Below are 20,707 nucleotides of genomic sequence, written 5' to 3' on the forward strand. Positions count from 1 at the left end.
TAAAAGCAGAGCCAATAAAGAGTAATAAGACTCACAAATTATCGTTGGGTAGCATTCGATAGAAAGGTGTCGAAGATTCACGTGACTAATTTTAGGAAAAGGCTTTCTTAGCAGAAAAGAGTACGTATAGCGCACTAACGCCATGGGGATTTGAGCGAATTATCAGCAAGTGGTTAATATCAAAAGCAATCGTGATGTATGGCTAATGGTAGATATCAAAAACCAATAATGACTATTGATCTGCAACCACGCTATGCCGCAACCACGTGGCGCTGCGCACGCAGTGGGTGTAAGCGATTATGCATCACTTTGATGGTTTCAAACTGCGCCATGGTTTTCGCGCCCGACAAGACACATTCAGGTGACAATAACATCACTAGCGCGGACTGTAGGGTATTTTCAACCACGAGGGCGAGCACTCTTTGCTTTTGGCATTTAAGCTCGAAGACTTTACCCACATCGCTATAAACACAGACATCACTGGTATCAAAAAACCATGATTTAGGCATTTGCGGTGTCAGCATAAAATGGGCTGCAGTGGCATTGAGGGCAATTTGAACAATTGCAGCATCGGACAAAGACAGGGTTTTAGGTAATCTATCGAGTAAGCTCATATAGAATTTGGCGTGCGCAATATTAAATTCCATGCTTGATAAGGCATCTGGAATGAGTAATTTTGCTTTATAAGACGTCAGAAATTCTATCTCGGAACCTAACGATACGCCTAAAACACCATACGAATCGTTATATTTCCATTGCCAATCTTTTTGTGGCATTAATAACATAACGGTGACCCAATATTTGAACACTGGGACATAATAGTAGATATTTTATCCAATATCAAAATAAAAATAATAAAATACAAATTATTTAACAGTTACTTAGTCGATCTAATATAGGATCTTAACAGCGATCTAGGGATCCTTTTAGATCGCTGTTAAAGAATAAGATCTTATTTTAGATCGTTACATTGATCTTAAGATCATTATTTTAAGCGGTATGCATTCACAATTTCTTTAATTAACTTCGGACCTTGATAAATAAAACCCGAATAAATCTGCACCATAGTGGCGCCCGCATCAAATTTGGCCAAGGCATCTTCGGCACTATTGATGCCGCCCACGCCGATGATCGGGATCTGCCCTTTCAAGCATATCGCTAACTGCTTGATCACTTTGGTAGACAGCTCTGTCAGCGGTTTACCGCTTAAGCCGCCGCTTTCATTGGCGTTGGCAAGACCGCTAACACCATCACGCGTTAAAGTGGTATTGGTCGCAATTGCGCCATCAAAGTTGTTTTTAATCAGCGCCTCTGCGATATTTTCAATTTCTTCGATGGTTAAATCTGGAGCAATTTTAAGCGCGATGGGCACGTATTTTTTATGCTTTTCGGCCAATTCAAGTTGCTTGGCTTTAATTGCGCTCAATAATTCATCTAATAGATCGCCATATTGTAGCGATCGTAATCCTGGGGTATTGGGTGATGAAATATTCACCGCAATATAAGCCGCATGGAGATAAACTTTATCCATGCAGATCAAATAATCGTCTTTACCTTGTTCTACTGGCGTGTCTTTATTTTTGCCAATATTGACGCCAACCATAATATCGGTCTTTTTAGCGATCAAATTTTTGACCAGATTATCGACACCTTTATTATTAAACCCCATGCGATTAATAATGCCTTTAGCAGGCTTTAATCTAAATAGGCGGGGTAAATCATTACCAGGTTGTGGTCTTGGGGTCACAGTGCCCACTTCAACATGACCAAATCCCATCGCATGAAAGGCATCAATCGATTCGCCGTCCTTGTCCATACCCGCAGCGAGTCCCACTGGGTTAGGAAAAGTCAGCCCCATAACGCTCACGGGAGCCGGTGCAATCGTTTGTCCGTACAGACACGTTAACGGGCTATTGGCGGTCATTTTTAGACTGCCTATAGCAAGATGGTGAGCTCGCTCAGGATCCATCTGAAACATGACTTTCTGTGCGATTTTATAAAACATGTACTTTCCTCGACCTAAAAAAAGCCCCGGCGATCGCCAGGGCTTCTGATTGTTATAATAAGTTTACTTTTGGCCTTCGCAGTGAAGGATCAGAAGGTTAAGTTCACGTAGGGCGACAGAGAACTTAGCAAACTCATGGCTTTGCGACGTTTTGAAGTCAGCTAGCATGTGGAACCATCTTTCCAATAAGCCTTGATTGATCTCAATCCACTGAGAAATCACGCTTTCGGCATCACAGGTTGCACTGCAGGTTCTTAGTACCACTGAACTTAATGCACGTTGTTGCCAATCCAACTCTTCCCTAAAGGCGGCACGAGCCAGTGCTTGCCAATGGTTAGCCACAGGTTGAGCGCTGATCTGTTCTAAGAACCAGTGCAGCTCAACGCGGGCGCCGAGTTTGAAGTAAGTTTCAGCCACTAGCGCAACTGTCTTATCTTCTGTTTGGGCAATTTGGGCAATGTCTAAGGCAGAGAACAAGGTGCTCATGTTAGCCACAATGGTTGCCACAGCTTGTGGTACGTTTTCTTTGACCAAAGCATTGATCTCAGATTGGATACCCTTCGCTTCTTCTTCGACCAGATATAAATGAACGTTATCTTTAATTTGTTCAAATACGGGTTTGAAGAAGGCAACTGTCTGTTCGATGCTACCAGTGCGGTTACGGTGACGGAGGAACCAGCGGCTAGCACGACGCATATTGCGGCGTAACTGATGCAGCATTTCACCTTGAACCACAGCAGGAACTATGCCGTTTAAGTCAGTGATCGATTTAGTTAATTCAGCTAAACCAAATACTTCGCGGGCCATAGTATAGCAAATTGCCGCATCAGCAACTGAGGCACCTGTCTCATCTTGCATACGTTGAACAAAATTCAAGCCCATGTCGTTAACGAGTTCATTGGCGAGTGAGGTCGCAATGATTTCGCCACGCAGTGGATGGGTTGCCATTTTGTCGCTGTATTTTTCCTGAAGTTTTTTCGGGAAATAGGCGATAAGCAATTGGCTTAACAGCGTATCTTCAGTGATTTCTGGCGTCACTAATTGCTCTTTCAGCACCATCTTCGCATAGGCAACCAGTACTGATAGCTCAGGACGTGTTAATGCACGACCACTGGCTAAACGCTCAGCCAATTCGTCGTCAGACGGTAAGAACTCTAAGGCTCTGTCTAACTTGCCTTCTTTTTCCAGATACTGGATAAAGCGGATCTGCTCTTTTAACTGCTCAGCACCACGCACTTGAGTCACTGAGATAGTACGCGTTTGATCTTTACAGTCTTGCAGTACGATGTGGCCGACTTCTTCAGTCATTTCTTCCAGTAAACGGTTACGTTGTTTCAACGTTAGTTCACCTTCAGTTACCATAGCGTTCAGCAAAATCTTGATGTTCACTTCGTTATCTGAACAGTCCACACCACCAACGTTATCCACGAAGTCAGTGTTGATACGGCCGCCGTTAGACGCATATTCGATACGACCTAACTGAGTGCAACCTAAGTTACCGCCCTCGCCGACTATCTTAGCGCGCAGTTCGCCACCGTTGACACGCAATGCATCGTTGGCACGATCGCCGACTTCAGCATGGGTTTCGCGTGCAGATTTCACATAAGTACCGATACCGCCGTTCCAGATCAAATCCACTGGCATTTTCAGCAGTTCTTTCATCAGCTCAGTTGGGGTCATAGAGGTTTTCTCTGTGGCCAACATTTGCTTAATTTCTGCCGATAATGGAATGGATTTAGATGAACGTAGGAAAATACCGCCACCTTTAGAAATCAACTTACTGTTGTAGTCTTCCCAGCTTGAACGTGGCAGAGCGAATAAACGCGCCCGTTCATCATAACTTAATGCCGTATCCGGATTTGGATCGATAAAGATATGCATGTGGTTAAAGGCTGCAACCAGTTTAGTGTGCTTAGACAACAACATACCGTTACCGAATACGTCGCCCGCCATGTCACCTATACCTAAACAGGTAAAGTCTGTGGTTTGGCAATCAATACCGACTTCGCGGAAATGACGTTTAACAGATTCCCAGCCGCCTTTGGCCGTGATACCCATTTTCTTATGGTCATAACCGTTACTGCCACCTGATGCGAATGCATCACCGAGCCAGAAGTTGTATTCAAGAGAAATCGAGTTCGCGATATCAGAGAATGTCGCTGTGCCTTTATCGGCTGCGACCACTAAATATGGGTCATCTTCATCGTGACGAACCACATCCAATGGATGGACGATTTCACCGTTCAAAATGTTATCGGTAATATCGAGCAAAGCACGGATAAAGATGCGGTAGCATTCTTGACCTTCGGTGAAGAAAGCTTCACGGCCGCCTTCGGTTGGCAATTGTTTACAAACAAAGCCACCTTTAGCACCCACAGGCACGATCACAGTGTTTTTCACTTGCTGTGCTTTTACCAGACCTAGTACTTCAGTACGGAAGTCTTCACGACGATCTGACCAACGCAGACCACCACGGGCCACTTTACCGTAACGTAAATGCACACCTTCAACCCGTGGTGAATAAACGAAGATCTCGAATTTCGGCAGTGGGCGTGGCATTTCAGGGATCAGTGAAGGCATGAATTTAAACGAGATATAACTCTTAGATTCGCCTTTAGCATCCTGTTGGTAGAAGTTGGTACGCAGAGTGGCGTTAATCAAGTCTAAATAACGACGAATAATACGGTCATCATCTAAGCTAGACACTTCGTCTAAACGTAAATTGATCTGTTCCATAAACTTGCCCAGAGTACGGGTCTTGAGTTTTGGATTGAATTTACGGATGAACATCTTCACCAACAAATCAGCGATTTGTGGGTAACGACCGAAGGTTTCTTCGATATAAGACTGACTGAACGTCGCATCGATTTGACGCATGTATTTGGCATACGCGCGCAGTACCGAGACTTCACGGCCCGTTAAGCCTGACGCCAGAATAATGCGGTTGAAACCGTCATCTTCTAACTTCTTTTGCCACACTTGTGACAGTGCAGTTTGGAATCTGTCTTGGCTATCAGCGATATTGTCTGTGTTGACGACTTTAACTGTCATCAAGAAGTCTAAGATCCAGAAGGTAGAACCGTCTGAGGTCGTGACTTCATATGGACGCTCGTTGATCACGCGCAGACCAAAGTTTTCCAGCATTGGCAGCACGTCAGAAAGATGAATTGGCTCATCTTTATGGAATAGCTTTAAACGCACTTTGTTGTCGTTCAGCGCAGCTTCCTGCGGTTGATAGAACAACATGCCGAGCTTGTGTTCGTCATCCAGTGCTTCGAGCTGTTGCATGTCAACGACGGCAGAGCTTGGCAATACATCTTCTTTATAGCTTTGCTCAAACGCATTGAAATAACGCTTTGTCAGATGAGTGCCAGCTTCTTCACCGAGTGCACTGTTAAGCGCAGTGCTTAACTTATCTTCCCACGAACGTGCCGCTTCTATTAAGTTGTTCTCTATGGCAGCCACATCTACATCCATATTATTGTTATCAACTTTGACTATGTAGTGAGTGCGGGCTAGCGTCGACTCGGAGAAATAAGTCGTAAACTCTACATCTTCTTTGCTGTTAAAATGCTGGGCCAAAATACGTTGAGTATCTTGGCGGAGTTTAGTGTTGTAACGATCCTTAGAAACGTACACTAAACAGGATAAGAAACGGCCAAAGCCATCTTTGCGTACAAAGAGTTTCAGCTTGTCTCTGTCTTGCATTTCTAACACGCCATGGGCCATGTGCGATAAATCATCAACATTAGCTTGAATTAGCTCGTCACGAGGTAAATTCTCTAGAATGTTTAGCAGGGCTTTATAGTCGTGTGAACGTGGGGTTAAGCCTGAACGATCTAACACACGCTGGACTTTTTCGTTCAGCAGTGGGATTTCACGTGGGCTGCGGTTATACAGATTTGACGCATATAAACCGATAAATCTATCTTCACCAACCACATTGCCTTTCTTATCGAAACGCTTGATGCCGATATAATCGACATAAGCTGGGCGATGTACGCGGCTCTTGGCACTGCTCTTAGTGAGGATCAACAAGCTGTGATCTAAGGCTTCTTTGCGGGCGCTATCGGAGAAGCTAGATAGCAACAAACCTTGCTCAGGTTGCGCTTTAGTGTGCTTGTTCATCAAACCTAAACTAGAGGCGATATTAGGCACTAACTCAACGTCACCTTCGACACGATTCAAATCGTATTGGCGGTAACCTAACAGCGTAAAGTGATGATTATTCAAGTAAGTCAGGAAGTTAATCGCTTCTTCTAACTCTTGCTTATCGCCCGGGAACGGACGTTTTGGCAATTCCTTGATCATCTCACCCAACTTGGCAGACATGGCTTCCCAGTCATTGACTGATGAAGCAACATCGGCAAGCACAGACTGAATTTCGCGCTCTAATGCTTTGATATCGACTGTGCTGCTTTGACGGTCAATTTCAATCAAGAATACGGCGACATGTTCAGTGCTTTCTGGGCTCTGATTAAGATAAGTGACATTGGTCACACCGCTATCTGAACGCTCAATGGCCAGCGGAGTGTGTAACATCATGTGAGCAGTAATACCCATACGATTCAATGCCATACCAACTGAATCTACCAAGAATGGCATGTCAGGCTGGATAACTTCAATGATCGAGTGGGTAGATTGCCAGCCGTGTTTGGCCTGGCTAGGGTTGAACACTCGTAAGTGAGTGTTACCTTTTGGCGTTTTGTTCAGGGCGTTCCATAAACTGAGAACCGCACCGTATAAATCACTGTCATTACGCGCATTGAGATCGTCTTTCGACATGTGGGCATAAAGGCAGGTGGCGAACTGTTCAACTTGCTTGGCTTGTGAATTAGGGACTTTAGCGTGAATTAAACTGACTACATTTTCAAGTAGTACTGAAGGCATTGCATCTTTCAAGGCCATGTTGCTGTTTCCTTAAGCGTCTATGGCAGCGCTTTTTTCATTATTTGGATGCTTCGGCTTAACGATCTCAGATAAATTAATGTGATCTGGATCATCGCGCGAAGTTTATTACTAAAACCGCTGTATTTCGAGGAAAATTTTAGTGGTACATCCTCTTGAAATCCAGTATTCGCGTAAACAATGAATGACAAATGACCAAACAATCGATAAAGCAGACTAAGTATTCAAAAACAAATGGGGAGCTAAGCTCCCCATTCGTAGACCCTACTTAGGTTGGCGCCAGAAAACGGCGGCCAATGCAGGAAGGATAATTATGGCACCGAGCATATTTACCACAAACATGAATGTTAACAATATTCCCATGTCCATTTGGAATTTAAGTGCCGAGAAGAACCAAGTGCTGACACCAATCGCCAATGTGAGGCCAGTAAAGATCACCGCACTGCCCCGTTCGACCAACGCCTCATAGTATGCCTGTTGCACTGGCATACCGTTCGAGAGCTTAGACGACATGGTCGAGAGGATATAAATACCGTAATCCACACCGATACCGACACCCAGCGCAATAACTGGTAAGGTACTGACTGCTAAGCCAATATCCAGTTGCGTCATCAAGGCTTGCGCCAATGTCGACACCACATACAGCGGGATAATTACCGCCACAGTCGCTTTCAAGGATTTAAAGCTGATTAAGCACAGTACAAACACGGCACCATAGACGTATAACATCATAGGTAATTGCGCTTCAGCTACCGCTTCGTTGGTCGCAGCCATCACGCCTACAGGACCCGATGCCAGTTTAAACTGCAGCTTGTCGTTATCCATTTTCGCGGCGACGGCTTTCACCTTAGCGACCACAGTTTCTATGGTTTCTGCCTTATGATCTTTCATAAACAGATACACAGGCATGACAGAACAATCGCCATTTAACAAACCAGAGGTCGTCGGAATTTGGCCAATGGCCTGCACTAAACTCGCGGTCGTGCGCGGCAGCACTTCCCACCTTGGATTACCTTCGTTAAAGCCTGCGTTCACTTTTTTAGCAACCGACGCCAGACTCACAGTCGACTCGACCCCAGGCGTATTACGCACTAACCATTCAAACTCATCAATTTGAGTCAGCACATCGTGGTAAGTACAAGCCTCGGGCGCCGCCTCAACAATCACAGTCATCACGTCGGTAGTGATGGAGAAATGATCTGTGATGAAGAAGGTATCGAGGTTATAGCGCGAATCTTGGTGTAACGCTGGCGCCCCGCCCTGTAAGTCACCAATCTTCATCTGATTGGCTTGTTGCAGACCGGCAAAATACAACACCACAGTGGCAATAATCACCACCACAGCGTATTTAGGCGTCGCGAAACGTGCTAAGAAATGCCAAATCGCTTTAGTGCGGACTTCTTCAGCCGTCGGCTCTGCGGTTTTATTGACTTTGATTTCAGTAAAAGAAATCACCAAAGGCAACAGGATAAGGTTAGTGAAAATAATCACGCCCACACCGAGTGATGCCGAAATCGCGAGCTCGCGAATAATTCCGATATCAATCGACAACAGGGTAATAAAACCAACAGTATCAGACAGTAATGCGACACCGCCCGGTACTAATAAACTACGAAATGCCGAAGCAGCCGCCGCTTTGGTGGTTTGTCCGTCCATCACGCGGCGCCTTACCGCGTTGATCATCTGCACCCCGTGACTGACCCCGATGGCGAATACCAAAAACGGCACCAGAATCGACATGGGATCAAGACCAAAACCAATCACAGTCAATAAACCAAGCTGCCAGACCACAGCGGTTAAACTGCAGACTAGGGGTAAAACGGTCAGAATGATCGATTTAGAGAAGAGGTAAACCATGACGGCGGTGATTAAAATGGCGATCACAAAGAACAGCAATACGCCCTTAGCACCATCGGCCACATCCCCCGCCATCTTGGCAAAACCTATGATGTGAATTTTAACCTTGTCGGTTTCGAACTTGCCCCTAAGTTCTTTTTCGAGCTGCGCCGCAAAGGCAATGGTATCTAAGGGTTTACCTGTTTGTGGGTCAAAATCCATTAACTGCGCCGACACCATGGCCGCACTGTAATCGTTAGCAATTAATCGGCCAACGATGCCCGCTTTTTCAATATTATCGCGCACGGTTTCGAGCCCAGATACTGAGGTCGAAAAATCCGCAGGAATAACGGGCCCGCCAGCAAAACCATCTTCAACGACTTCGGTAAACCGAGTGGAAGGCGAAAAAATCGATTTCACCTGCGCGCGATCAACCCCAGGTATAAAAAACAGCTGATCGTGCACGTTTTTTAAGGTATCAAAATAGTTCGCATTAAAAATATTGCCGCTGGTGTCTTCCACCGCCACCATAATGCTGTTGGCGCCACCAAAATCTTTTTGATGTTTCAGGTAGGTCTGCATATAACTGTGATGCAGTGGAATGTTTTTTATGAAGGCCGCATCCATTTTGAGTTGACTGGCTTGAAAGCCTAAAAACAACGTCAAAAACACAAAAATGCCGACGACCCACGCACGATTGCGAAATAAAAATGACTCAAATCCGTTGACCAGTTTTTCTAACATCTTCTCGGCCCTGTTATTGTAGTTTTAAAATTTTATGGCTTAAGAATAAACAGCCCTTGGCTGCCGGATAACCACATATTCCCTTGATTATCCTTCGCAATAGAGACTAAGTTTTCCCCTTGGCGACGAGTGACAATACTGCTGGTATCATCCCCATTCAGCTTAATCACTATCCCTGCATTGCCCACGAGATAAACCGCATCGTCCGATACTGACATCGCCCCATTGATTGAAGATTGCACGGGCAGTTCGATTTCATTCCACTGGCTTAAACTCACGTCAGCTTTGAATATATGACCGCGAAGGCCCATCACATACACGGCATCTTTCGTTTCAATGGCATTAAACATAGAGCCATCGTAATCAAAACTGGTACGCGCAAACGTTTGGCCTTGATCGCTTGAAACGGCAACTAAACCCAACTCGCCGACCAGTAATAAACGTCCGTTAGTCAAGGTTAAAATACGATTAAAGTGCGGCAATAATGAAGCGCGTGCGCTCACATAGGCTGATTGATCGCTGCCTTTCAACTCCGCTAAATAGGACACATCTTCTTCGGCTAACAGCTCTTCATGGAATTCGTCGCTCCAATGGGCGCCACCATCGTTGGTGCGATAAAACAAACCGTAAGCCCCAATGGCGATACCCATTTTTTCATCTAAAAAGACCACATCGAGGAATGGCTTTTCAATCTCGGGCGAATGCATCTGCTGCTGCCAAGTTTGACCGCCATCCTGAGTATGTAAAATGGTCGCATCATGGCCCACGGCCCAGCCGAGTTTGTCATTAAGGAAAAACACTTTGGTCAACTGCGAGCTCACGGGCGTCGCCACTTGATGCCAACTGCCGTCATACACCAGAACATGACCGCGTTCACCCACAGCCACTAACCCTTTGCCCACGTTGGCAATATCTAAAATCAAGGATGAAGCCGCAAGCGGTTGAATTTGAGAAAAAATCGGATCAGAGGGGGTTGCAGATAACGTAGAAGGGAAAAAAGCGCCACCGAAACTTAATGCAGCAACACACTGAAGGATGCGAAACGACATACAAACTTCCTTAAACTAATGAGGGGCGCAGAGCGCCCCTTTATTTGTGGCGTATTAACGGATACCTTCGCGACGCAATGCATCGGGGGTAAAGTTAGCTTCAGTCAGTTTGGCATCGAAGTTATACATACCACTTTGGTTGTCTAAACCCATGGCGAGATAACGACGGGATTGCAAATCATGGAAGACTTCCAGCGTGTCCCATTGAGTTGGCACTTCGTAGTAGTTCAAGCCATGTGCAACAGCCACACGATACAGCTGATCACGGTTATCGTAGAGATCGGCTATCGACACTTGCCATGAATCTTCGTCAAGGTACATATCGCGCACTTTGTAAATGTGGCGCATACCGTCTTTCAACGTCGCCTTCACTTGCCATACGCGGTGTTTTTCCCAACGAACATACTCAGGATTAACATGCCCAGGTTTTAAGATTTGGTCATATTTCAGCTTGTCTGAGTGCAGTTTGTAATCGTTGTACGGGATGTAAATTTCTTTCTTGCCAACCAGTTCCCAGTTATAACGCACTGGAGAGCCGTTAAACATGTCGAAATCATCCGTCGTACGCAGACCGTCAGACACTGTACCCGGTGTATCGAAAGCGACGTTTGGCGCTTTACGGACACGACGTTGTCCTGTGTTATAGGTCCAAGCTTGGCGTGGCAAGGCCTCTTGATCCATGGTCTCTTTCACCAATAACGCAGTACCTGCTAAACGGGCTGGCTGAGTTACCACTTGCTTAAAGTAGAACAGCGTATTGCTGGCTTTAAGCAGATCTAAAGTCATTTCAGGACGAGAATACTCGAAACGAATTTCCTCAGCCGTTTCTACCAAACTAAAGCTTCCATCGGCCGTTGGTGCTGCTTGACTACGGGAAGTCTCGATGTCGATACCACGAAAACGCAAAATGTGGTTCCAAATCGCTTCTAAGCCATTTGCAGGGATCGGGAATGGAATACCAATAGCAGCGCCAGAAATACCATTGCCCTGTGCAATCAATTCTGCACGTGTCGCGTTAGCTTTAGTCGCATCGTAGACAAACTGCGGCACAGATGCGCTACGGCGAGTCTTATACACATTCATCTTGTAAGTATCAGGATAAAGTTCGAACAACTTCATCTGACCCAGTGTTAAAAAGTCTTTATATTGCGCTTTGTTAGCATTGGTAATGGTGAATTCAATCTTATCCTCAGGGAAAGGATCTGGGTGATGCATCCCTTTGGTATAACCCGCCACAGGCTTAGTGATACCACCATCCCACGCAGGAATAGAACCATCAGCGTTACCCGCCTTTTCAGCACCTAAAGGGGTGAGCTCATTGCCAAGTTTAGCCGCGTCAGCCTCTGATACCTTAGCCATAGCGACTGGCGCTACGAGTGCAAACATCACTGCACTCGCCAATATCGTCAGTTTCTTCATTGTTTGAGTCCTTTTAGATCGAATACTTGATATTGAATGAAACATAATCACGATCTGCCATCGCATTCGTCGTACCGACACCGCCAAAGAAATTGTTATAGGAGATATCTGCACCCCAACGGTTTTGATAATCGAAGTTAACGCCTAGCGCGACAGACTTACGTCCTTCCGTGAACAGGAACATAGGATCTGGAGTAATACCGTCAACGTCATGGGAGAAAATGACCCGTGGCGACATATTGACCCCAGCGAAAACGTTGTTGAAATCCGCTTTTGCCACTAAACGGTAGCCCCAAGAAAAGTCAGTAGGGAACGGGTTAGTTTCAGGACCATTGTGCAAGGCTTGAATGATGCCTGGCATATCTGGATTGCCGCCAGAACGTGACGTACCAGGACCATTGAGACGTAGCTCATCGAAACCAGGCATATCGTGGATCCACACACCACCAACCTCGGCCAACATAGTTAAGTTATCTAAACCTAAGGTTGGACCAAATAGATGGGTGAAAGTCATCTGCGCCTGTGTGGTATCAACGCGAATAAAGCCATCCACGGTTTCACCCGGTTGAACGTCTTTAATCTGTGAAATACCATCAAGATCGGGACGAAGCCCCGCATTGGCTAACTGTTGTGGCATACCGGCGAACAGCAACTCAACGTCATCAATCTGCAGTGGCTCATCTTGACGATGGGCAATCTCACCCGCGACAGACGTATCACCAATCAAGGTGTTGAAGCTGAAACCGTAGAGTTTAATATCCTCTGGATAGACGATTTGCGCCTTAGAGAAGCTCTTCAGGCTGAGCAGCAATTCACGGTTAATGTTGCCCGAGTTTTGGCCTACCGTCGCCAAGTCAGATAACAATGCACCCGTGCTAAAGTCGGCAGCAGTACCACTGATAAGTGGACGACGACTATGGTAATTCATGAAATAGAAACCAAATTCGGTTTCACCTAGCTCAGGCGCGTAATAACCCAGCTTGATACCGTATTGGCCATCATTGCTTGGTTCTTCTTCATCCTGCACTAGCGTCACTTTCGTTGGGTAGGCTAAAGCCATAGAAACCAATTGCTGCGTCGGAATAGATTGGCCGCTGGCGATCATGCCCGCTAAACGCTCATATTCTTGCATCACAAAATCTAAGTTGATGTCAGGGTTAGCGTTAAAACCAAGCTGAGCGTTTTGAGCATAACCCCCAAAACCGGCAAAATCGTTAGTCGCAAAAATGGAGCCCGGAGTTGGGACCCAAATAGGTTGCCAATCATATTGATAGAATGCTTCAACCGTTAACGAATCTGTCAGGCCAAGGGATGCCCACACCATACCTTGCGGTCTAAACGCTTCTTTTAACTCAGCACCAGGTGCGTTAAGAATGTTCAAATCCACGGCGTTAATTTCACTGATCCCATGGGCAATCAGTGTACTTTCACCCCATGACACCACTTGATTACCAACACGAATAGATAATGGATTCGCACCCTCATTCAAATCGAAGTTGGCATAGACAAACGCATCTAATAAACGGATATCTTTACATTGTACTTCTGAAGCGCGGCTATCTTCGCAAGGGTCAAATTCTTTACCCGTGATCGGATCGTTGTAGTCATAATTGCCATCGTTCAGTTTACGATCATAAAAATACATACCGCGGGCGAATAAACCGTAGTTTTTGTATTTCAACGATAATTCATGCAAACCTTTGACGATCTCAGACGTAGTATCGCCTTGAGAATAAAGTAAGTTACTTAAGTCATTGTTGCTGGAATACGACCCAGGCTGGGCCCAAATCTCAGCTGAAGTATATTTTGTATTGCCAAATGCGCTGTAATTAGACCAATCGAATTGGGGTTGATTCACCTTACCAATTTGACCTTCCCAATCGCGCGCCCCAACACGCCAGCTCGCACCAGCAGTCCAAGTTGAGTCAAATGTGCCCTCAACCTCTCCCCAATCAAAAGATATTGCATTAACGCTTGGGATCATTAACAAACTCAATGCCGACGCCACCCCCAAAGCAAGCGCCGATTTGTTAAAACTATTTTTAACAATTTTCATTTTAGCTCTCCGTACCCTGCTGGATTCTTTGTTTTAGGAATTACAACCAACATCTTGTTAGCTCACAGGTAACATCATTGTTACAGCAATTAATCCCCTTGGGCAAGGCGCAGTTAGAGAAAATTTTCTAAAGAATTAAGCATGTAGACACATTTGTGCCAGCAGTTGAAAAGGTGGGATTTAAATTAGAGAAAAGCGGGAGAGAAATGAAGCGGGAAAAGATATCAAAAAATCATATAATTCATTAACATATTTAAAAACTAAATATCACAAACCGAGCCTGATAATCAGCCGACCGTTTAAAGTAATTACTCTAAGCGTAAATAAACAAATTCAGACTAGACTCGATTTAATGAAACAAATTGTCCCTTGTCATCTAAAACCAATTTGAAATAGCCTTGAATGCCATTTTCGGTTAAAAAACGTCTGAAATGACGGCCATTAATCCACAAAATACGTCCTTGCGTTTCGCGGACCTCAATTTTATCAGCAAGCCCTTGATAATAGGGTAAGAAATCTCGATAGCTGATCGTTAGTTTGAAATACAATTCCATAATATCAGGGCGGCATCGATTGCCGCCCTCCTCCTACAAACCGCTATTTTGCCAATGCCTTAGAGACTTTTTCGTACATATCCTTAGATAAGTCAGGTAAAGCCAAAAGTTGCCCTAAACAGGCTTTTATTAAGGTTTGACGGCCTAAGTCGAATTTATGGAACTGGATCAATGGCGTCACCATGCGTGCCGCAACCTGCGGATTGAGCTTATTAAGGGTCATTAAGCATTCAGTTAAGAAGGCATAACCCTTACCGTCTTGACGGTGGAATTGGTAAATATTCCCCGCCGCAAAACTGCCCACTAAAGCACGCACTCGGTTTGGATTACTCATACTAAATCGCTTATGCTGTTGTAATTGATGCAGACGTTCAATCACATCTTGTGCATTATGGGTTGCTTGCAACATGAACCATTTATCCATTACCAATGGCGTGTCCTGCCAACGCAGCTCAAATGTGGTCATCAGCTCATCGCGACAAGGCAAATCACCCACATTTGCCGCAGTCAGTGCGCCGAGGGAATCAGTCATATTGTTGGCTTTATCGAACTGAGAAATGACTAACGCTTCTGCCTCATCCGACACCCTGGCTAGCCAAGTTAAACACTGATTTTTAAGCGCTCTTGCCTGCGTGCTATCGACCGATACCAAAGAGCGATAAAGCGCAATTAATTCATCTTCAGAGTGTGAAGCCAGCTCAGTTAACACAAATTCACGGGCTAAGGCTAAGGCATCGAGATCAACGCGGTCTGTTTGCTCAATCAAAGCAGATGCCGTAGGTATGGCTAAGATTTCGGCAATCAATGCAGGGTCAAGTTCAGTGTCTAACAACACGCCTTTAAAACTATCGCGCACGCGGGGATCGAGTGTCATGGCTTGTTGCTGCTGTAAACTCGCCACATTTTGCCAAATCGCTTGGCTCACTAAGGTCACTGAGGCTTCCCAGCGCGCCACTTCGCTGCTGGCAAAACGCATCAAGTGAACCAGTTGATCCACATTGAATCGATATTGCAATTTAACGGGCGCGGAGAAGTTTTGTAGTAACGAAGCCACCGGTTTATGGCTTAATCCCTCAAAACTAAACACTTGTTCCACTTGAGTAAAGTCGAGAACTTCATTCACTAAAGAATGCCCCTTGGCATCTAACAGTTCGATGCTAAAAGGAATATGCAAAGGTGATGCACAGTTCGCTAAACTTTGCTTAAGGGTTAATTGGTAAACGCCAGTTAGCGCATCGAAACTGTCCATCGCAGTCACAATCGGCGTGCCTGCTTGGCTATACCATAAACGGAATTGGGTTAAATCTACGCCGCTGGCATCTTCCATTGCCGCCACAAAATCATCGCAAGTGACCGCTTGGCCATCGTGGCGATTAAAATACAGTTTCATCCCCGCTTGAAACTTTTCTTCGCCGAGCAAAGTGTGCATCATGCGGATCACTTCAGCGCCCTTGTTATACACAGTGACTGTGTAGAAATTATTCATCTCAATCACAGATTCTGGACGAATAGGATGGGACATAGGGCCAGAATCTTCAGCAAACTGTTGATTCTTGATCACTTTAATTGCGTGAATTCGATTCACCGCGCGTGAACCTAAATCGGAGCTGAATTCTTGATCGCGAAAAACCGTTAAGCCTTCTTTTAAACTTAACTGGAACCAATCACGGCACGTCACGCGGTTTCCGGTCCAATTATGGAAATACTCATGGCCTACAACCGATTCAATACCGTGATAATCCTCGTCGGTGGCCGTTAAGGTATCTGCGAGCACATATTTAGTGTTGAAGATATTTAAGCCTTTGTTTTCCATCGCTCCCATATTGAAAAAGTCGACGGCAACTATCATGTAAATATCTAAATCGTACTCGAGGTCAAAACGACTCTCATCCCAAGCCATGGATTTTTTAAGCGACGCCATCGCATGGTGCGCTTTATGTAAATTACCTTTATCGACGAACACTTGCAGGATCACTTTACGGCGACTGCGGGTAATGAACTCATCTTGCAACAGATCAAAATCGCCAGCGACTAAGGCAAACAAGTAAGCCGGTTTTGGAAACGGATCTTGCCAGCAAACATAATGGCGGCCGCCCTCTAATTCGCCTTGATCAATCAAATTACCGTTACTCAGTAAAAACGGGAATGCGGCTCTATCGGCTTCGATGCGCACAGTATATTTGGCTAATACATCGGGACGGTCGAGGAAATAAGTGATCCGTCTAAAGCCCTCAGCCTCACATTGCGTGCAGTAGGCACCATCGGACATATACAGGCCTTCAAGGCTCGAATTGGCCTCGGGATCGAGCTTAGTGACGATGTTCAGCTCAAACTCATCAAGCGCCGTTTCTAAGACTAATTGACCCGCGCTAACATGGTAAGGCACTGCCTCGCCGTCAACCGTCAACGAGATCACAGTCAAGTCTTCACCATCCAATACTAAGGCTTGGGTATGCTTAGAAGTGCGTTTTACCCGACTTATCGCCTGCACTTGAGTCTCATTGCCCGCCAGATTAAAGGCTAAGTCGATCGTGTCTATCGTGAAGAGTGGCGCTTGATAATCTTTTAAGTATTTTGCTTGAGCTTGTGTCATTTCGATCCCTTTAACGCTGATCTAAATAAGAAAAAACGCGCCATAAGCGCGTTTTGATATTGGATAAATCGACTCGACTAGCGCCTACTTAGCACTAGTTTTAGCCAGTTTTTGCGCATCAGCCATATCTAAAGTGATATAAGCCGTTTCATCTAAAAATGCGTCTGGCAATTCGGCTTCGTCCTTAATGTCTTCCATTGATTTAACCGGTGCTAAACCATTGGCAACTCGGCGCTCGTTCGTTCTATCGAGGACTTTCTTCTCATCGGCTTCGCGGGAGGCAATGCGCTCACTTTCAACCAGAGAAACTGTCTTCTCTTTGTGGTGCTTTTTAAAGTCGGCAATATCTTGATTGATATAAGCAAACTCTACACTGCTTTTGATGCGGTTAAGGTGCTTGGCCTCAAGGCTAGTCACTAACTCAGGCGTCACATCATTGAGCGTGCCATATTGCGCCATTGGCACTTTATCCCAAGGCAAGGCATTTTTCTCTTCAGCTTCACCGTACTCACCTGGCTCTAACGCACTTGGGTAAGCAATGTTTGGTGTCACACCTTTAAGCTGAGTGCTGCCGCCATTGATCCGATAAAACTTTTGAATCGTGTATTGCACATGGCCAATTGGCTTTTCATACATATCATAAATACGGCCTAAGCTCTTATGCTGCTGCACTGTACCTTTACCAAAGCTAGATTCACCAACAATCAGCGCGCGGTCATAATCTTGCAATGCGGCAGCAAAAATCTCAGAGGCTGAAGCACTGTAACGGTCAACCATCACAGTCAAAGGGCCCGAATAACTGGTTTTACCATCGTTATCACGGTGCGCAGACACACGGCCATCAGCATCACGAATTTGCACCACAGGGCCCATATCGATAAAGAGTCCTGTCAGCAAAACAGCTTCTGTTAATGCACCACCACCGTTACCTCTAAGGTCGATGACTATGCCTTCAACTTTGGCTTCGTTTAACTTCACTAGCTCTTTTTCAACGTCCTGTGACAGGTTCATGTAGAAACCAGGAATATGGATCACGCCGACTTTGCGATTAGCGTACTCGCCGTCTTTAGGTTCAATCACCTTAGAGGTTGCCGCTCTGTCTTCAAGACGAATTTTATCGCGTACTAAGGTAACGTCGAATGGCTTAGCATTCGAACCGCCTTTCTTCGGTAAAATTTGCAGTACGACTTTACTGCCCTTAGGCCCTTTTATCAGATCAACCACGTCGTCTAAACGCCAGCCGATCACATCAACAATTTCACCGCCTTCTTGACCGACGCCGACAATCTTGTCTTCTGGCGACAGTTTTTCGCTGCCAGCCGCAGGGCCGCCAGCAATTAAGCTTTTAATAACAGTATAATCGTCTTCAAGTTGCAGTTGAGCACCAATCCCTTCAAGGCTTAAATTCATTTCCATTTGGAAACGTTCAGCATTGCGTGGTGACAGGTAACTCGTATGCGGCTCAATGCTGCGTGAGAAGGCATTCATCACGCCTTGGAACACGTCTTCACTGTTGGTTTGAGTCAAACGTTTGATGGCGTTGTTGTAACGCTTTTGCAGGATCTCAACAATCTCAGGCCATTTTTTACCAGTGAGTTTTAGATTTAGCGCATCGTATTTAACACGTTGACGCCATAACTCGTTGATCTCGGCTTGATCTTTTGGCCATGCCGCATCGTCACGGTCATACTCATAGGCATCGCCAGGGGCGGAGAAATCCATCTCTTTGTCCAGAAGGGATAAAGCATAGACAAAGCCTTCATAACGACGCTTTTGGACGATATCAAACATTTTATAGGCAGGCTCAAGTTCACCAGAACTGAGCATGTCATCGAATTGGGTAGCATAAGGTTTAAAGCTATCGACATCCGCTTGGGTTAACACATTGCGGCGATAGTCTAACTGCTGCAGGTAACGGTCAAAAATTTGCGTAGAAAAGGCATCATCAAGATTAAATCTATGATAGTGCGAACGAGTGTATAAGTCCGTTACCCTTTTGCTCGCGACCTTATGTTGCGCTTCCTGCTTGAGAGTGGGTAACTCGCTGATTTGAATCGTGGGTGGTACGGCCCAAGCCGAGAATCCGACAAAAACAGTGGCGATCGAGGTAGCCAAAGTGAGTTTTCGCATCAACAAGTTACTCCGTTTTAAAAAATGATTACAGCAGGATATGTTCTGCTCTAACTTTAATCGTTAGGCCACTATCAAGCTGAACATGAATATCTTCCTTGTTAATATCAGTAATCACACCGGCTACGGGTGTCATACCTAACTTAACATTGACGCGTTGTTTTTTCGTTAAATCAGTCAATTGTGCTTGGACATAATTTACGACTGGCGCTGCAGCTTTAGGCGCAGGCTTAGCAGGACGCTCAGTTTTAGCACGTTGAGGAACAGCCACCTTTTTAGGTGCTTTCTTCGCCGCAGGCTTAGGTGCGAGTGCTGCACGTTTCGCTTTCGCTTTATCCTGACTCTCTTTCAACATGGCTTGAGCATGGTCAATGTGCTCTTGCTCTAACTCGCCGCAAGGTTCGCCATCCAGATTAACGCGTTGTGCGCCCGCTTTAACGCACTTTAAATAGCGCCAGCTGCTGGTGTAACGTCTTAAGGCAACTCTGAGCTGAGTTTTACTGACTTTAGAATCATCAGCCAACCTTTCAGCCAAATCTTGAAACAATCCGATTTTTAATGGCTTAGTTTCACCTTCAGCAATAAAGCACAAAGGAAATGTTTCATACAAATACGCCAAAATTGCATTGGTGTCGGTCAACTTTTCTGTTGATTCCATCATTACTTCCACAGTCAAAAAGGGACATCGATTCGAGGTGATATATATCAACTTCTTACGTGTCGTTTATCTTCGTTAAACTCAATATTGAGTCAACGTACAAATTAGCATCCTAGCCGCGTTTACTAAAGTTAAAAAAAATATACCTTAACAAATTTTTACAGCTCAAAACACTAAGCTTATTCATTGCATGCCAATCAAACCAGCTTAATGCGTGCAGGCGCATATTATAAGGCGCACGCCACCGATTGCGACTATGAATTATGCGTTATTGTACGCAAATTAATCAAATAGGCAGTTTTCAAAACTTTTAACCAGTAATTCCAGCCCCTTTTGGTCTTCTTCATCGAAACGATCGAAGATTGGGCTGTCAATATCGAGCACAGCAATCACGTTACCTTGGACACGAACTGGCACAACGATTTCAGAATTACTGGCAGAATCACAGGCAATATGGCCATCAAATTGATGAACATCGGCCACTCGCTGGGTTTGATTGGTGAATGCCGCCGTACCACACACGCCTTTTCCTAACGGAATACGTGTACAAGCCACTTTACCTTGAAATGGGCCTAGTACGAGTTGTTCGCCACGCATAACGTAGAATCCCACCCAGTTCAGCTCAGTCAAATTATCATTGAGTAAGGCTGAAAAATTCGCCATTGCCGCAACAAGGTCGTCTTCCCCTTCCAATAAGGCCAAGGCTTGACGGTTAAGTGACTCATAAAATTTCGATTTCATTACATTTCCTAACA

At 45.3% G+C, this 20,707-nt stretch carries 12 protein-coding genes; all 12 read right to left on the bottom strand.

Features of this window, described 5'->3' with window-relative positions:
- Positions 1 to 251: 251 nt before the first annotated feature.
- The 12 genes from Q4Q54_RS14645 to Q4Q54_RS14700 all read right to left on the bottom strand — a co-directional run bounded on the left by Q4Q54_RS14645 (position 252) and on the right by Q4Q54_RS14700 (position 20,693).
- Entirely contained in the window at positions 252 to 785 is a 534-nt protein-coding gene (locus Q4Q54_RS14645; RefSeq protein ID WP_011846978.1) for a cell division protein ZapC, read from the bottom strand.
- 200 nt (positions 786 to 985) lie between these two features.
- The gene (gene pyrD / locus Q4Q54_RS14650; protein ID WP_311988803.1) at positions 986 to 2,005 is read right to left on the bottom strand and encodes a quinone-dependent dihydroorotate dehydrogenase; all 1,020 of its coding nucleotides are present in this window, start codon (positions 2,003 to 2,005) and stop codon (positions 986 to 988) included.
- Between the two features lie 63 nt (positions 2,006 to 2,068).
- A complete protein-coding gene (locus tag Q4Q54_RS14655; protein ID WP_011846980.1) occupies positions 2,069 to 6,913 on the bottom strand; it encodes an NAD-glutamate dehydrogenase in 4,845 nt (1,614 codons plus the stop codon).
- A gap of 264 nt (positions 6,914 to 7,177) precedes the next feature.
- Positions 7,178 to 9,493, bottom strand: coding sequence for an MMPL family transporter (locus tag Q4Q54_RS14660; protein WP_311988804.1), 2,316 nt, complete (start codon positions 9,491 to 9,493; stop codon positions 7,178 to 7,180).
- Positions 9,494 to 9,525: 32 nt separating this feature from the next.
- Positions 9,526 to 10,542 (bottom strand): YCF48-related protein, encoded by a 1,017-nt coding sequence (locus Q4Q54_RS14665; RefSeq protein WP_311988805.1) that lies wholly within the window; start codon positions 10,540 to 10,542, stop codon positions 9,526 to 9,528.
- A gap of 54 nt (positions 10,543 to 10,596) precedes the next feature.
- Complete coding sequence (locus Q4Q54_RS14670; protein WP_311988806.1) at positions 10,597 to 11,961, bottom strand: DUF1329 domain-containing protein; 1,365 nt, start codon at positions 11,959 to 11,961, stop codon at positions 10,597 to 10,599.
- 13 nt (positions 11,962 to 11,974) lie between these two features.
- The gene (locus Q4Q54_RS14675; RefSeq protein ID WP_311988807.1) at positions 11,975 to 14,017 is read right to left on the bottom strand and encodes a DUF1302 domain-containing protein; all 2,043 of its coding nucleotides are present in this window, start codon (positions 14,015 to 14,017) and stop codon (positions 11,975 to 11,977) included.
- A 338-nt stretch (positions 14,018 to 14,355) separates the two neighbouring features.
- The gene (locus Q4Q54_RS14680; protein ID WP_006086278.1) at positions 14,356 to 14,571 is read right to left on the bottom strand and encodes a DUF2835 domain-containing protein; all 216 of its coding nucleotides are present in this window, start codon (positions 14,569 to 14,571) and stop codon (positions 14,356 to 14,358) included.
- 43 nt (positions 14,572 to 14,614) lie between these two features.
- Positions 14,615 to 17,164 carry an aminopeptidase N gene (pepN, locus tag Q4Q54_RS14685; protein WP_311988808.1) on the bottom strand — a complete coding sequence of 850 codons (2,550 nt, stop codon included), beginning with the start codon at positions 17,162 to 17,164 and terminating at the stop codon, positions 14,615 to 14,617.
- Positions 17,165 to 17,248: 84 nt separating this feature from the next.
- Positions 17,249 to 19,294 carry a carboxy terminal-processing peptidase gene (gene prc, locus Q4Q54_RS14690; protein WP_311988809.1) on the bottom strand — a complete coding sequence of 682 codons (2,046 nt, stop codon included), beginning with the start codon at positions 19,292 to 19,294 and terminating at the stop codon, positions 17,249 to 17,251.
- A gap of 28 nt (positions 19,295 to 19,322) precedes the next feature.
- Positions 19,323 to 19,952 carry an RNA chaperone ProQ gene (gene proQ, locus Q4Q54_RS14695; RefSeq protein ID WP_006081911.1) on the bottom strand — a complete coding sequence of 210 codons (630 nt, stop codon included), beginning with the start codon at positions 19,950 to 19,952 and terminating at the stop codon, positions 19,323 to 19,325.
- Positions 19,953 to 20,234: 282 nt separating this feature from the next.
- The gene (locus tag Q4Q54_RS14700; protein WP_311988810.1) at positions 20,235 to 20,693 is read right to left on the bottom strand and encodes a GAF domain-containing protein; all 459 of its coding nucleotides are present in this window, start codon (positions 20,691 to 20,693) and stop codon (positions 20,235 to 20,237) included.
- Between the last annotated feature and the right edge of the window lie 14 nt (positions 20,694 to 20,707).

It is taken from the genome of Shewanella sp. SP2S2-4 (assembly GCF_031932025.1).
Taxonomy (GTDB): domain Bacteria; phylum Pseudomonadota; class Gammaproteobacteria; order Enterobacterales; family Shewanellaceae; genus Shewanella; species Shewanella baltica.

Bases quoted from the DNA above. Each gene is read 5' to 3' on its own strand.
- Q4Q54_RS14645 (WP_011846978.1), bottom strand. From the start codon at position 785: ATGTTATTAATGCCACAAAAAGATTGGCAATGGAAATATAACGATTCG.
- pyrD (WP_311988803.1), bottom strand. From the start codon at position 2,005: ATGTTTTATAAAATCGCACAGAAAGTCATGTTTCAGATGGATCCTGAG.
- Q4Q54_RS14655 (WP_011846980.1), bottom strand. From the start codon at position 6,913: ATGGCCTTGAAAGATGCAATGCCTTCAGTACTACTTGAAAATGTAGTC.
- Q4Q54_RS14660 (WP_311988804.1), bottom strand. From the start codon at position 9,493: ATGTTAGAAAAACTGGTCAACGGATTTGAGTCATTTTTATTTCGCAAT.
- Q4Q54_RS14665 (WP_311988805.1), bottom strand. From the start codon at position 10,542: ATGTCGTTTCGCATCCTTCAGTGTGTTGCTGCATTAAGTTTCGGTGGC.
- Q4Q54_RS14670 (WP_311988806.1), bottom strand. From the start codon at position 11,961: ATGAAGAAACTGACGATATTGGCGAGTGCAGTGATGTTTGCACTCGTA.
- Q4Q54_RS14675 (WP_311988807.1), bottom strand. From the start codon at position 14,017: ATGAAAATTGTTAAAAATAGTTTTAACAAATCGGCGCTTGCTTTGGGG.
- Q4Q54_RS14680 (WP_006086278.1), bottom strand. From the start codon at position 14,571: ATGGAATTGTATTTCAAACTAACGATCAGCTATCGAGATTTCTTACCC.
- pepN (WP_311988808.1), bottom strand. From the start codon at position 17,164: ATGACACAAGCTCAAGCAAAATACTTAAAAGATTATCAAGCGCCACTC.
- prc (WP_311988809.1), bottom strand. From the start codon at position 19,294: ATGCGAAAACTCACTTTGGCTACCTCGATCGCCACTGTTTTTGTCGGA.
- proQ (WP_006081911.1), bottom strand. From the start codon at position 19,952: ATGGAATCAACAGAAAAGTTGACCGACACCAATGCAATTTTGGCGTAT.
- Q4Q54_RS14700 (WP_311988810.1), bottom strand. From the start codon at position 20,693: ATGAAATCGAAATTTTATGAGTCACTTAACCGTCAAGCCTTGGCCTTA.